The 15,655-nt window shown below is 32.9% G+C and carries 12 protein-coding genes; 1 reads left to right on the forward strand and 11 read right to left on the reverse strand.

The annotated features are described in order from the left end of the window. Positions 1-81: 81 nt before the first annotated feature. The 11 genes from HMPREF0877_RS03780 to HMPREF0877_RS03830 all read right to left on the reverse strand — a co-directional run bounded on the left by HMPREF0877_RS03780 (position 82) and on the right by HMPREF0877_RS03830 (position 14,818). Positions 82-420, reverse strand: coding sequence for a hypothetical protein (locus tag HMPREF0877_RS03780; protein WP_002827902.1), 339 nt, complete (start codon positions 418-420; stop codon positions 82-84). Positions 421-795: 375 nt separating this feature from the next. Then, entirely contained in the window at positions 796-1,053 is a 258-nt protein-coding gene (locus HMPREF0877_RS03785) for a hypothetical protein (protein ID WP_002827903.1), read from the reverse strand. Positions 1,054-1,585: 532 nt separating this feature from the next. Further along, the gene (locus HMPREF0877_RS03790) at positions 1,586-6,829 is read right to left on the reverse strand and encodes a helicase HerA domain-containing protein (RefSeq protein WP_002827904.1); all 5,244 of its coding nucleotides are present in this window, start codon (positions 6,827-6,829) and stop codon (positions 1,586-1,588) included. After that, positions 6,810-8,201, reverse strand: a complete 1,392-nt coding sequence (gene dptG, locus HMPREF0877_RS03795; RefSeq protein ID WP_002827905.1) for a DNA phosphorothioation-dependent restriction protein DptG — start codon at positions 8,199-8,201, stop codon at positions 6,810-6,812. Before dptG ends, HMPREF0877_RS03790 begins: the two co-directional genes overlap by 20 nt. Before the next feature lie 8 nt (positions 8,202-8,209). Next, positions 8,210-10,147 (reverse strand): DNA phosphorothioation-dependent restriction protein DptF, encoded by a 1,938-nt coding sequence (gene dptF, locus HMPREF0877_RS03800; RefSeq protein ID WP_002827906.1) that lies wholly within the window; start codon positions 10,145-10,147, stop codon positions 8,210-8,212. Between the two features lie 407 nt (positions 10,148-10,554). After that, the gene (rpsI, locus tag HMPREF0877_RS03805; RefSeq protein ID WP_002827907.1) at positions 10,555-10,947 is read right to left on the reverse strand and encodes a 30S ribosomal protein S9; all 393 of its coding nucleotides are present in this window, start codon (positions 10,945-10,947) and stop codon (positions 10,555-10,557) included. Between the two features lie 25 nt (positions 10,948-10,972). After that, complete coding sequence (rplM, locus tag HMPREF0877_RS03810; protein ID WP_002827909.1) at positions 10,973-11,416, reverse strand: 50S ribosomal protein L13; 444 nt, start codon at positions 11,414-11,416, stop codon at positions 10,973-10,975. Between the two features lie 157 nt (positions 11,417-11,573). Beyond that, positions 11,574-12,323 carry a tRNA pseudouridine(38-40) synthase TruA gene (truA, locus tag HMPREF0877_RS03815; protein ID WP_002827910.1) on the reverse strand — a complete coding sequence of 250 codons (750 nt, stop codon included), beginning with the start codon at positions 12,321-12,323 and terminating at the stop codon, positions 11,574-11,576. Between the two features lie 14 nt (positions 12,324-12,337). Then, complete coding sequence (locus tag HMPREF0877_RS03820; RefSeq protein ID WP_002827912.1) at positions 12,338-13,141, reverse strand: energy-coupling factor transporter transmembrane component T family protein; 804 nt, start codon at positions 13,139-13,141, stop codon at positions 12,338-12,340. Further along, positions 13,131-14,000 (reverse strand): energy-coupling factor transporter ATPase, encoded by an 870-nt coding sequence (locus HMPREF0877_RS03825; protein WP_002827913.1) that lies wholly within the window; start codon positions 13,998-14,000, stop codon positions 13,131-13,133. Before HMPREF0877_RS03825 ends, HMPREF0877_RS03820 begins: the two co-directional genes overlap by 11 nt. Then, the gene (locus HMPREF0877_RS03830) at positions 13,976-14,818 is read right to left on the reverse strand and encodes an energy-coupling factor ABC transporter ATP-binding protein (RefSeq protein ID WP_002827915.1); all 843 of its coding nucleotides are present in this window, start codon (positions 14,816-14,818) and stop codon (positions 13,976-13,978) included. The genes HMPREF0877_RS03825 and HMPREF0877_RS03830 overlap by 25 nt, the downstream gene beginning before the upstream one ends. 180 nt (positions 14,819-14,998) lie before the next feature. Here HMPREF0877_RS03830 and HMPREF0877_RS03835 point away from each other — a divergent pair, with 180 nt between their 5' ends. Beyond that, on the forward strand, positions 14,999-15,604 hold the full coding sequence (locus HMPREF0877_RS03835) for a TrmH family RNA methyltransferase (RefSeq protein WP_002827916.1): 606 nt from the start codon (positions 14,999-15,001) through the stop codon (positions 15,602-15,604). Positions 15,605-15,655: the final 51 nt, after the last annotated feature.

Below are 15,655 nucleotides of genomic sequence, written 5' to 3' on the forward strand. Positions count from 1 at the left end.
TATCACAATCCTTTGGAGTTTTTTTAAAATTATTAGTAAATAAAAACTTCAGTTCATTTATGCTTACATCATGAAATATTTTTATCTAGATAATGTTTTTTCTATTTCTTGCTTGTCTAGGTCACTAACATATTTTTCTGAGCTGAACAGAGCTTGTAATTCGTTTTTATACTGTAATCGCGCCCTTGCAGCTGCAAAACCATTGAGTTGTTGCACTCTTTGGTACTTCGTAACATTTTCAACTACTTTCTTATGAGTACGATTTTGTAAAATATTATCAATTTCATTCTGGATAATCACATTATCAGTAGATTTCCGAATAAGTTTTAAATCAGTATCTGAAATCGTATTATCTTTTATTGCTTTACTCAACCCATATTCTTGTAATAACATAAATCGCAACTTTTCGTCTAACGTCATAAAACGCTCCTGTTTAACGTCACTTGGACTTAATTTTGACAAATTAAAAACCGTGCTCAAATATACGAACACGGTTAAAGTGACGTATATCCGTTTACAGTGAAGCACCTTACCATTGGGCAGGTTGCTACTAGGTCATTGTGTGTAACCACTCGCTAGTTCTTGATATAGCTCAGAATTAAATTGTTATTTTCATTATATTAACGATTAGCTAATTTATCAAGAAAAAAGTAAAGTCCTTATGTTCGTTTATTGGAACTTTAAATATGGCTTTATATTCCTTGATTAGTCATCTTTAGTATCATCATGAGAAATCATATCTGCAGATATGAAAGATTCAATATCATCTTTCATTCTTTCATCATGTGTTACTATTTACGCAGCTATGTATGTTTTAATATCATCATCGTTATCACTTGTATTGGACATATTTTCTTCCACAACCTTATGAGCTAATTTTATAAGAATATATCCCAAAAATAAACAGTGAAGAATATCATTCGCATGGTTAAAGGAAAAAGACCATGTAAAAACATCTTCAACTAATTCCCACAAACCAAGCCCTATTAATATATAACCAGTTATTAGAAATATGGGAAGAAAGTCATCTAAAAAATTGTATATTCCCTTCATATGGTCTCCTTATTTGATTATATGTAATTACTTAATTTCCCGCGTTATAATGTTATAATCGATTAAATTATAACTCCCTTCTTCCTAAATTACACACATTACTGCTTTACTAGTCTGTCACCAATAACGCTTCAAATAATTTTTTTGAACTGAATTAAAAAAATTTGAATAAAATTTAGTCAATGAATAGGTCATAAAAATTTCCGAAATTTACTTATTGCTTTAATAAGAAATATAGTTATTGATGATAGATCTCAACTTGCCATGTCTTTTATAGTCATCATAAAATGTCATAAGGGCATGCGGATAATTTTCATCAAAAATATTAAACTTGGTTTTTCTTAATTACATTTTATTCTTAGCTTTGGTTATAAATTAATATTGATGTAAAGATGAAACGTAAAAAGCCCATGTGTATGACATAAAAATCAAACTCATAGGCTACTTTTACTCAGAATATATTTATTTATCTGTTTTACTATTGTTCACTTTATTTTATACAAAAACATTTAATAAATATATCTAATTAATCTTAATCGGATCTATCTTCAAATGAAGTAATACTAATTGGTTGAAACTGTATATTTGATAACTTCCCATTTTCTAATAAATTCGGTCCAACATCAATTGCCTCACCCTTTTTTAATCCTTTAAGAAGCGATTCAACTTCAGCACGTTGCTTATCATCAGATGTTAAGCTTCTGGCTAAGTTGTGTACTTGAACCTCAGGAGGTAGAAAATGGATTGACTCTGCTGGGTTATATATTGCTTTTTGCCCATCACCCTTAATTGAATCAATCTGTTGTGTAGCAAAAATTCCTGACCATCCAAATTTACGTCCCTCTTGTAGTATTTTAACAGTAGGTGCATTTGATCCGAAATTTAAGTTTTGCACTTCATCTAGTACAATTGGAATTGGCCTATTCTTAGCATTTTCTCCTCTACTTTGGGAATAACCCCACAAATCCCACAGCATAAATTCAATAAGAATTTTTTGTATATTGGGCTGAAATCCTTTTAGTTGAAAAATGTGTATAGTACCTGTGTTTGATAGCATACTATCCCAGCTAAATTGGTCTTTATATGAAAAAGGATCACGATCTAGCAAAGATGATATTCGACCAATAAGTTTATCATGTGGTGTATCATCGTCTACCAATCTTCCCTTTAATTTAGTAAATGTCAATCTGTCCCCAAAAGTTTGATAGCCTTCTTTAAGAGCCACAGCTAACTCATTTTTTTGTTGTGGACCCAAATTAAATACAAAATCAATTACCTGTGTAACCCTATCAACCATATCTTGAGTGTCTTCTGGAAACTTCAAACCACCTCCAAAATCAATTTCTCTTAGTTTAAATGGATTTATTGGTAATTTTTCTTTAAAAATAATTTTTTGATCAATCTTACTGCCAAGTGATTTCAATAACATTGGTTCCAATTGATTTGGTAAAAATCCATCAGTATAATCTACAACGATAGCATCAATATTTTTTACTGATAAACTATGCAATAATGTCTGTATAAAATATGTCTTTCCTTGTCCAGATTTACCAGTTATTAATAAATGTCTGTTGGCCAATTCTCGATGGCCATATTCCCAATAAAATTGTTGGTTTGTAGTTGTTCCCTTCCCAAGTAAAAGACGAACATTTTCAAAATTATTCTTGTGTTGAACTTCATTATTATCAAAATATTGTTCATTTATTGAAATCGAATCTGATACAGATGGCACAGATTCAATACTCTTTTCTATTTTATGAATATCATTTGTTTTTTTAGGAATTCTATTAAACATGTTTGATAATAATTTAGATTTTGGAAAATCAAATTTATCTGTCTGTATCCAGTCAGTTAATTGTCCAATATTTCCATCAACAAAATGATAAGCATCTTCCTCTGGAACTTTTATCAAGGTTATATCTCTGCTATCATCAATCATAATACTTCGATTTGTTATATGACTAGTAAATTCAAATATAAATCCTTTGTGATAAAATTTTTGTATATCAAATGACACAGTATATTGTCCCATAGATAACTCATCTAATATTTTATCCATAGAATTCCTGAAAACTGTAGGTATAGCAATCAGTTCACTACCAATAAGCTTTTGCATATTAGTTACTAAAATCGACTTAAAGAAATTTCTATAGAACATCCGTGAAAAGTAATCATCATTTTGATCTGATAAATATTCTTCAAGAATTTTAGCAGTGTGCTTTAATTGACCGATAGCTTTATCTGTAACTTTATTATCATTATTACCAACTTTGACCTCTACCGGTACAAAGTGTAACTTCAATTCTCCATCAAATTTATCAATTCCAATAAACAATAAATCATCACTAGTAACACCTTTTTGAGACAGATTTTTAGAACTAAACATTCCTTCGGATTGTTTTAATCCAACCATCGTTGAAACACGTAAAATTTCTTCTAACGATATTGGAATCCAAAGAATATCCGGTGCATACAAAATTCCCATTGTTTCCTTAAACGCAGAAATTAAACTTAATTTTTCCCTAATTACTGTTGTATTATGTGATTTCCAACCTTCAGACGCCAACCTTAGTAGCCATTCTCCATTCAAAACATTAAATGACTTAATAATATTTTCTGTATCAACATCATTTATATCAGCCACATTCTTAATCAACTTATTTTCTAACACAGTTTTATACTGTTCAATATTAGCGGTTACCGTAATAGCTTCGTACTGTGAATTTGTATTTTGATCCATATAATGAATAACAAAAAAATTATTTTCTTCACTAGAAGAGAAAAAATAATTCAAATCTACATCTGGATTTAAAATTGTTACCCAATCACTATTATTCAAAAATTGCGGAATTGTATTATGATCTAATCTACGAACATTATTCGTTAACATTTTATTTTTCAGATAATCATTTATATCATCATTTGCTGCTAGTATAAAACTATTCCATTGGATTGCAAAATCAATCAATTCATTATTACCAGCATTACCACTTTCACCAACACCAAAACCACTTGTAAAAAAATCATCACTATCAGCTGTAAATTGTAACGAGTTAACCAGACCATCAAGTGCATAATTTTTAGGAAGACTCATTATTGATTTTTGTGCTGAATTATTAGATTGCGTAAATTGATAAAATGTTACATGATAATATACATCTGAATTAATTTCAGTATAAATATTAATTTCTTCATGCAACATATTTAAAATTTCATAATCCTCAAATTCAATATTAGAATTTTTTCTATATTCATTAACCAGCAAGTCATTTAAATGATCTAAACTAGTCACCTCATAAAACTGTTTAAATAATGAATTAATTGTAATACCAATATCTTTAAAATATATGTTTACTCCCGTCATTTTAGTAATATCAGAATTAGGAGTAATTTTATTTAGCATAAAATGAATGATAGCATCAAATAGATTTCGTTCATCCACAATATTAATAACAGCGACGTTCAAAGACAATTGATCATTTATACCAAACAAAAACTCATATTGCTGTTCATAATTTAGTAATCTCTGTTGTATAACTTTAGAAGTCATATCTGTCAGCATTCGTTTCTTTTGTTCTTGATAATTTAACCATCCTGGTCTTTCTGAAGAATAGTGTGCCTGTAGCAGGTGCCCATCACGTTTAATATACGGTACCAAATTTTCGGCATTGAGATGTTTCAACATAAATTTTGAAGGAACTTGTGATTTTTCGAGTGTTTTTGCAAGCTGAACTTGATATTGCAATAACATAGGGTTTAATGGTGAAACATCAATCTGACCATTCTCTAATTCAACAATCCCAATATTTCTAATGTTTTTCAATTCAATATCAGAAATTTTTTGTTCATCAACTAAACTATGGAATGCCTTTTTAATTGTTTCCAAAACTTCGTTCACTATTAAAATATATTCATCACTTAAAATAGCTAAACTTGGTAAAGTTTTTTGATTTTGGTAATATTCAAATAATCTATTATATGCATTTTCAACCTCTTTGGGTATATGTAACTCAATTGCATCATATTTATCAACGTCTAACTTACCATAAACTGACTTCTTTAAAATCATCTCTTGTTCAAGATTAAGATAAGTCTGGTAAGTATTCATAACGTTTCTGATTACACTACCAAATAAAATTTTCCCATCACTATAAATCAATTCTTCTTCAGAATTTAATCGCTCATATTCAATATCAATTGGTTTGGCTGGAACGGGTTTGTCCATTCCTCGGAAAATTATTGGAAGTTTATCATTACCAATTCTAACAGGAATAATTGGATCAACATCATCTTCCAGTACCAAATTATCTAAATTCAGAATACAATTTTCGAGATTTCTATTTTCTAAATCAGCTAATTGGGTTACATCTAATATCTCATTACTATAGTATCCCAATTGTTTCTCAGGATTATCTGTAGATATTCCCAGTCCATATTGACTTTTTTCCCCATTATGCTGTTTAAAAACTAATATTTCAAAATCAGGCTTGAGTTTTTTTATTTTGTTTAATTCAAAGGGCAGAATCATAAATTTAAGTTTAAAAGTTAATGATGGAATATTCTTATGACGATATGTTATGAGTCCTCCATATGTTTTAGTGTCATCAAAATGGTTTAAAAAAATTCTAATTTTTTTACCTGAAGTTTCAACCTTAAAATCATCGGTCGTTATCCTTTTTTCACCTAAACCACTAAAGACATACGTATTTGTTTCAACTATTCCGGATTTTTGGACATTATTATCAAAATAAAAATCAAAAGCAAACGTATGACTAGATATTTGACTCTGAGGACGACCTACTGAAGAAAATAATATATTCATCTTGCGTCGTTGTGTTGCAGATTCTCCACTTTTTCTAATCCATTTATCTGTTATATCGTTTGCAAAGTTGTCATAATCCAATTCTAATTTGACTTTTTTATTTTTTTCAAATGCATCAGAAGCACTTAATACTTCTTTGAAAGGGACATTTCTCCATTCATCAGCTGTAGATAATGTATTTATTAAAGAATTATCAGCAATTAGAAAATTTCCTAAACGGTCAGGTGTATCAATCGCCTCCTGCGCTTTAGAAATCTTACTAAATAATTCTTTATTTTGGTTAATTCGTGTCTTTATGATATCGGAATTATCTGTATTATAACTAAATGAACCTAATTGAGAATCTTCAAACAAGTGCATGTCAGAATACTGATTTGAACTTATCTTAACATCTTCTATGATAGAAAAAATAGTGTCAAAATCTTTCAAGGCCGTTGTATTAACACCTTGATCCATATTCTTCAAAAAATCTTTTATTATTTGCTTTTCAAAAATTTGTAAATTTGACTTTTGTACTTCCTTGTTAATATCTTTTTTTATTTCGTTAATATCAAAAGGACCATTTTTCTGTCCAACATCATAAGCTCCTCCAAGAATTGAATCTAAAGGATCTGTAACAATGAAAAATATAGCTGTATTTTTAAATTCCCCTAATTGTGCACTAATACGGTTACGTAAAGTGACCAAAAAATCATTAGTCACCTCAGATGAAGCACTAATAATTAATAGCTTTACATCTTCAATTTTAAGTGCATGCGTAGAGAATTTTAGTGTAGGAGAATTAAATTCAAAACCATCACTTATTTCATCCGGCTTGAACGCATTATATAAATTATCCACTTCAACTTGATCATCAAGTAGTGTAAAAAAACGATCACCTGATTGTATATTATTATTAGATTTAACCCATTTATTAAATCTTGTTATTAAAAAATTATAGTATTGATTTAACATACTGTGCATCCCCACTATCGCTCATCTTTTCCAATAGATTTACTTCTTCATAAAATTTAACAATTTCATTTTTACTAGTTTTATCAAAAAATAAGCCATGATGTTCAAATCCTTCAAAAACACGTCTAAGTAACAAATGTTCATTATTACCTACTACAATTGCTGTAAATAATAAAATGATTTCTTGTGATGCATTTAATACGTTTCCCAAACTCCCTCTGGATTTTAAATAGTTCAACTGTTTTATTTCATCATATGACTTACGATATCTTTTTTGAGTTTCAAGCGATTCATCCATCTTTAACCACTCTTTTAATTCATTAATTTCTTTAACCAATTCATTTTGAATATCAGTTTCAACGGAAATGTTGTTTTTTATATAATCATGGCTAATTGTTTGCGAATATATGCCTTTAAAACTTTGTAAATTTTGTAACAAAGTAAGCAATTCTTTGCTATCCAATGATAGCAATTCAGCAAGCTTTTTTTCACTTGAGTAGGTTTCGGGATTATTAATAATAAAATTTCCCGATAAAACATTCAAGTAATGCATAATATCAATATCAACCAAAATATCTGCTGATAATTCTTTTACTTCATGATAGCCATCAGTTACCGCATATCTCGAACGCGATACTTGTTCTTTTTCGTACGCAAAGTAGTAACGCTTATTATTTTCATTTCTATCTAAAATAGAACTTCCTGTATATACAATATAAATTAAGTAATAGAAACTAAATAGCTTATTAATATTTAAAGATATAAAATCAAAATTTCCGCTCTCCATGAGTATATGAAAATCCTCAGTAAATAATGATTTATAATAATTTGCATTTATTAGTGTAAATTTTTCTTTATTTGTATCTTGAATTTCTAAAGCCGGCAAAGAATCTTTCAATACTTGCGAGTATAAGTTATTCGCATTTTGACCAGATAGGTAATTTAACCAATCTTTGTTATTCTCTAAGTCTAGTAATTGGACAAGTAGATTAGCAACTTGAATTTTCCCTTTTTTATCTTTAGAATCCGAAATAGATATATAGGGTATTAATTGTGATCGCTTTGTATTTTTAAATGCAGTTTGAAAAATCTCAAGTAGCTGATTATCGCTTATATTATCAGGAACCTCTACTGTTTTACGTAAGTTTTCAATAAATTTTTGATTTAAATCTGATAATTCAGGCTTATTCCCTTTAGATATTCTCGCAATAATACCTGTAACCTCTAAAAATTCCTCTTCGAATTTATATCTTTCTGGTTCTCGTGTAAAAAAAGGTAATAAAGTATATCCAAATTTATGCATATATTTTATATATTGTTTTTCCGGATTTAGTTTCAAAAAATCAATTAAGTCTTTAACTGCGCTATTCATAGTTAGTACTATTCTCCTAATTCACGTAAAATAATCTTATCGTACACTTTTTTTAATTCATATTCCTTATTTAAATTAGGGTTATATAATATGTTAGTTCGTTCACCTTTTGTTGATCTAGTAATCGAATTAACAAATTCTTCGAACTTCACTACCATTTGGATATCCTCTCTTTTTAAGATATACCCTTTAACAACTTTTCTAAGTAAAGCATATGTTTTATAGTCAATTTCAATTTGTTGTATCTCGTTTTTTGCAGTGGCATTTTGATTTTCAACAGTTACAACAACACTAAAATTTTTAACTTCCCATGAAATAGGCTCTAATTCTAATTCAACTGCAATTGCAGTTGAATTTTTTGCTCGCATCGTGACAACATATCTCTCTTTAGAAATTCTCCCATTCCATAGATTTACACTTTCATTAATTAACTTAAATAAATCCAGACTACTTCCCGTATTATTTACATCCTGTAATATTTCTATAAAGTCTTGAAATTCAGGATTATTTAATACAGAATTTTGTGCATTAATTAAAAATTTTACTCTGAACATTGTATTCACTAACAATTTAAAATATTTTAAATTGTCTTCCTTATTTCGAAATTTATCAAACATAGGTTCAAATCTTTTATAATCATCTCTAAAGGTTTCTTTAATAAAATTAAATACATCGTTTGAATGAAACAATTTCACGCTCAGTTTATCAACTTCTCTGTTTTGATTATTAGTCGGATCCATAAGACTAATAGTTTTTAGTAAAGCTGATGTTTCAGAATTATCAAAAACTAAGAATGGCAAGTACGAATCATAGTTAATCTTTTCTTTATTAGAAATTAAAATATCATATATAAAATTCATTAGTGTGCGAGCTGAAATTATTTCTTTATATTCAATTTGAGCTCTAATTAAAAGATAAATAATGCTGTTCTTTATATTAGAATCTAGTAGTAATTTATAATTAGCATGAAAAGCTTGCGTATGGTGATTTTTTTTATCTTGTAAATATGCTTGATAGAACGGGTTTTCCTCTTTCATTGAGAATACTTTATCAAACATTGCCAAAAAAAATTGAGATTCTACTTTATTATCATTAACTTCAAACATCTCTTGATTAAAAAATGAAACATTACTAAAAACTGGATGCGTATATGGTTGAACTTCACCATTGCTTATTCCTGATTTTTTTAAATAATTAACCAACTCATTAAAGTTATCATTCTGCTCGAGTTTATATAATAAATTAGTAATAACCCCTAAATTTATTGCAATAATCAAACGTTTTTGTCCACGTTGAATATTGTGATCATTATACATCTCTAATTTGTTAATAAGTGTTTCAATAGCAGTATGATTGGGACTATCACTTTCAGTTGCATCATTAATTAACTCTATTTGTCGATCATTAAACTCATTCGCATACTTTTCTTTCATATATGCCAACAAATGTGACTTACCATCTCCAACATTTCCAACTAGAAAAACTATCCCTTTTGTTTTTTCTAATAGTTTCTGGATTTGGAGTTCTAATTCAGCTTGAATTGGTCTTTCGACATGCATATATTTTTTTAACTCACTAAAATACTCAGAATCTACTACTGCTTCTTTTGACCGCATAGATAATGTTTCCAACAAAGGGCCTAGTGCTGTTTTCTCTACATCTCCTGCAGCATTTCCATTCTCAATATCTAAAATTAAGGAGGCTAACTTTCTTCGCTTTTCCTCAATTTTCTCTTTTGATAGTTCTACTTCTTCATGTTCTAAAATATATGTGACCCCAACAATTTCATCAAAAATAAAATCTGTAATTTTTTTATTTTTTCTCAGGCTCCAAGCAGCATCCCACAGATTATCGGCTGAAAACTGAACTGTTTTAAATTTTTTTGGTCCAACAATTGCTTCATATAACCTTGATGCTTGTCTTTCATATTCTGAATAATTACACATAAACTCTCCTCAACAATAAATTATTAATTAACATTATGATACTAATGTTTTTTCCCCTCAATGATTTTTTAATTTAGTTTATTTTTTATAACTCCCCACTCAAATAAAAAGGCATTAACACATCAAGTCTTGGTGAATTAAAATGTTGAAATTCCCAATACCAATATAATTACCTAAAAATAAAGTAATATTGTTAAATACTTTTTTGTTTTACGAACTATCTCTCCTTTTTTTATATTACGTAAATCATACTATTATAATAATATCAAAAATTAGTATAGTAAAATATAGCTAATTACTGAATTAACTTTAAAATCAACCAAAAAACTCCCAAGTCGGCAAAACCAACTTGGGAGTCATTTTTGTATTCGGATCTTTGACAATCCAACAAAGTGTAATAGTAAATATTAACGCTTTGAGAATTGTGAAGCCTTACGAGCTTTCTTAAGACCTGGCTTCTTACGTTCCTTCTTACGAGGGTCACGAGTAAGTAGACCAGCCTTCTTCAATGAAGCGCGGAAGTCAGGATCAACAGTCAATAGGGCACGGGCGATACCGTGACGGATTGCACCAGCTTGACCTGAGAAACCACCACCATCAACGTTAACCAAAACATCGTAGTTTCCTAGAGTTTCAGTAACGTTAAATGGTTGCACCATAACCTCACGCAAGTTAGCGAAAGGAATGTATTGTTCTGCTGAACGACCATTGATCGTGATAGCACCGTTACCAGGTACCAAACGTACACGGGCAACAGAGTTCTTACGACGGCCAGTTCCAGAGTATTGTACTTGAGCCATGATTAAACTATTCTCCTTTCGTTAATTAAATAAGGTTGGTGATATCCAACACTTCAGGGTTTTGAGCTGCGTGTGTGTGCTCTGAACCAGCAAACACGTGTAGCTTCAAAGCTTGTTGGTGACCAAGAGTACCCTTTGGCAACATACCTTGAACTGAAAGTTCGATCAAACGTTGTGGGTTCTTCTCGCGCAAGTCACCTGCTTGACGCATCTTCAAACCACCTGGGTGGTTTGAGTGGTGGTAATAGATCTTGTCAGTGGCCTTCTTACCAGTCAAAGCAACCTTACCAGCGTTGATAACGATAACGTTATCACCAGTGTCGATGTTTGGTGTGTAAGTTGGCTTGTTCTTACCACGTAAGATTGATGCTACGACAGTTGACAAACGTCCCAATGCAATATCAGTTGCATCAACGACGTACCACTTGCGATCGATCTCACCTGGCTTTGCCATATAAGTTGTACGCATGGAAAATTTCCTCCAGTTTTCTGTTTGTTTACTTTACCAATAATTAAAAAGTCGTACCAGGACATTCCCATTTGTGGTTGGTAAACAATACCGATTTCTATCTTATCCTGTTTTACAGGAATAGTCAATGAAATGTCCTTGACAACTTGATGTTTTTTTAATATTTAACATCCATTAAATATAATCCTTGGGCTGGGGCCGTAAATTGCGCTTGTTGTCGGTCTTTTACTTCGAATAAACGCTTGATATCATCTACCGGACGCACCCCATTGCCAATCTCTAACAAGACGCCGACCATGATACGAATTTGGTTATATAAAAAGCCATTTCCTGAGAATTCAAACCAAATTTCTTCTTCCTCAGGTTTAACCCACATTTTTGCAGAATAAACCGTGCGCACCGTTGTTTTTTGTTGATAACCAGAAGCCACAAAGCTTAACCAATCATGTTCACCAACATAATCACCGATGGCTTGCTGCATCAATTCCGGATTTAAACGGCGATGCCAATGACCCGTATAATTACGCTTAAATGGATCAATATACTCACTCGTTGAAAAGCGATAAAAATAGGTTTTATTATGAGCATTAAACTGGGCATGGAAGTCATCACTGACCTTCTCAACTTTTTTAATACCAATATCGTAAGGTAGCATCGTTGATAGCCCCTTTCGAACGGCGTCAGCTGGAATATCAAATGGCAAATCAAAATGTGCCACCTGTCCCTTGGCGTGTACGCGAGCATCCGTCCGACCGGACCCTTGCACACGAATATGCTCGGCTGGATTCTTAGCCATTTTATTGACCACTAACTCCATCTCTGCCTGCACAGTTCGCTTATTAGGTTGTACTTGCCAACCAAAAAAATCAGTCCCATCATAAGCAATGGTTGCTTTATAACGTGGCATGTTTTAAATCCTTTCTACATCATCCACCGCGTTGCAATCAAAGCAATCGTGAAGATAACAAATCCAATCATGGCAACAGTATCTTGGGTATGCCAAGTTAAGATACGATACTTTGTTCGATGGTCACCACCACGATAACCACGTGCTTCCATCGCATCCCCCAACTCAATAGCCCGCTTAATGGCGTTCACAAATAACGGAATCAACAAAGGCACAAATGATTTGATACGTGCCATCAGACTGCCCTCATTAAACCGCACACCACGTGCCCGTTGTGCATTCATAATACTCTGCGCCTCATCCATTAACGTTGGAACAAAACGTAACGCAATCGATAACATCAAAGCTAGTTCAGAAACCGGTAAGCCTACTTTCTTGAACGGCTTCAATAAACTTTCCATCCCATCAGCAACGGCTAATGGCTGCGTCGTTAATGTCAAAATCGTTGAAAACATGATAATCAACATGAAACGCACGAACACGACAATACTATTGATCACACCATCAGTTGTGATTGTAATAAATGCCCAGTGCACCAAGATATCCCCAGTCTGAACAAAGAACAGTTGGAGTAATGTCGTAATGAACATCAATAAGACAAGTGGACGTAAACCACGTAGGAAGACACCAATGCCTAGTCCCGTCATCATAATTGCCAGCAAGGTAAAGGCCGCTGCTAATGCATAACCAATGACATTGTTCGCAAAGAAAACAACAAAGATAAATGCAATACTTAGTACCAATTTAGTACGAGCATCTAGCCGATGGATCCATGAGTCACCTGGCATATAGCGACCAATAATCATATTACTGAACATGATCCACCTCCCCGTTTAATCGGGCAGCTAATTGATCAGCCAATTGATCGATGTCTAACACATCATGTAATTGCACACCTTTTTCTGCCAAGGCATCCGCAAACTGTTTGGCTGCAGGTACATCCAGTTGCTTTTCATGTAACCAATTTTCATCCGCAAAAATCGTAGCCGGTGATCCTGATTTAACAACCGTCCCATGTTCAAAGACCACCACATGATCAGCATATTGGGCAACATATTCCATTTGATGCGTAATCAGCACCACCGTAATTTGTCGTTCTTTTTGTAAATCAGTAAACAAAGTCATTAATTCACGTTGCCCTTGTGGGTCCAGACCTGCTGTTGGTTCATCTAAAATCAATAAATCTGGTTCCATGGCAATAACACCCGCAATTGCCACGCGACGCATCTGACCACCTGATAATTCAAATGGTGATCGTTCATACAAATCGGCCGAAATACCGACTTTTTCTAAGGCAACTTCAGCAGCTGCCCGGGCTACTTTATCTGATGCGCCAAAATTTTTAGGTCCAAACATCACATCTTTAATGACTGTTTGTTCAAACAATTGTGCTTCTGGAAACTGAAAGACTAAACCAATATGTGCACGCAATTCATTGAGTTCTTTTAATTTTGTCTCAGCAGTCACAATTTGATTACCCATCGTGACTTTACCAGTTGTTGGCAAAACTAATCCATCAAGGTGTTGCACCATCGTTGATTTACCAGAACCTGTATGACCAATCACAGCTGTAAATTTACCATCTGGAATTTCAAATGAAACATCATGCAGACCTGATGTCGCAAACGGTGTATTCGGTTGGTAGGTAAAACCTACTTGGTCGAAATTGATTGCCATAACCACGTTACCAGCCCTTCCGTTGTCAAATATTCATTAGGGACGCTAATTCCCCGTACCCGTAATTGTTCCTTTAACTGCTCAGCGAATGGTACTGCCAGTCCAAAACGCCGTAATTGATCCGCATTTGCAAAGATTTCTTCTGGTACACCTGTTTCCATAAGTTCACCATCATTGATAACCATGACACGGTCAGCACTTGCTGCTTCATCAATATCATGAGTAATCGAAATAACTGTTAAGTCATCCCCCATACGTGCTTTCAATTCATGAACTAGCGCAATCATCTCACGACGCCCTGTTGGATCTAACATAGCCGTTGCTTCATCTAAAATTAAAATCTTCGGTTGTAAGGCCAATACTGATGCAATTGCCACACGTTGCTTTTGCCCACCTGACAAACGAGCTGGCTCACGATCAGCAAATGGTGCCATCTGCACTTCGGCTAAGGCAGCATCCACCCGTTTAATCATTTCATCACGTGGCACACCACGATTTTCCATACCGAATGCGACATCATCCGCTACCGTAGCACCCACAAACTGATTATCAGGATTTTGAAAAACCATCCCAACCATGTCACGAATCGTCCACATATTTTCTTCAGTGGCAACAACATCGTTCACTTTAATTTCACCTTCAGTCGGTGCTAGTAAGTAATTTAATAATTTTGCAAAAGTTGATTTACCGGATCCATTATGGCCGATAATCGCAACCCACTCACCTTTATTGATTGTTAATGATAAATCACGTAAGGCAGGTACGTCACTATTTGGATATGCGTAAGTCACATGCGACAACGATATAATTGGCGTCATGTCCGCGCCTCCTTTTTATTTTCTCATACCTCTAATCATAACAAATTACTAGTCAATATGCTTTGAAATGTTCAATTTCATCTTATTTTATCAGCCCTAACCAAGTTTGACACGTTACACGCCCCCCGATAGAATTAAACTATTCATTCTGGTCGATGGGCTAGTTAATAAGGAGCAACTATGTCAGATATTGATTTAACACGTTCAGCTGATTATCGTAACGTGACTGATTTTTATAAAGGTAAAACTGATGATGAGATTCGAGCATCATTAGATATGCATCGTGGTAAAATGATTTCCATTATGCAAAATCTTAGCCATGATTTTAACAAGGCGTCTGCCGTTCGTAACAGCAATGCCTTTGGTATGCGCAAGTTAATTTTTTTGAATCCCGAAAATCCAGCGATTCCTGAGGCAACTGAAGGTATCAAAAAATGGGATCGACGTGGCTCATTAGGTACGCAAAACTACGAACACATTGAACATCACCGCATTATTGATTATCCAGCCATTTTTGAGCACCTTCATCAAGAAGGTTACACAATTTACGCCGTGGATAATACCCCTGGTTATGACCCACAGTCGCTGTATGATATGCACTTTCCGGCTAAATCGGCCTTTCTATTTGGTGAAGAAAAGCTCGGTTTGGCTGACGATCTGATCAATGCAGCTGATGCAATGGTATATATTCCACAATATGGCAGCGTGCGCTCGATCAATGTCGGCGTTGCTCATGGTGTTATTGCTGCATTCTATGCATCACAACACCAACCAAAATTATCATAAAAAAAATTACTGGTGACTTTATTAAAAGTCACCAGTAATTTTTGTTTTTAA

The organism is Weissella paramesenteroides ATCC 33313, from assembly GCF_000160575.1.
GTDB classification, from domain to species: domain Bacteria; phylum Bacillota; class Bacilli; order Lactobacillales; family Lactobacillaceae; genus Weissella; species Weissella paramesenteroides.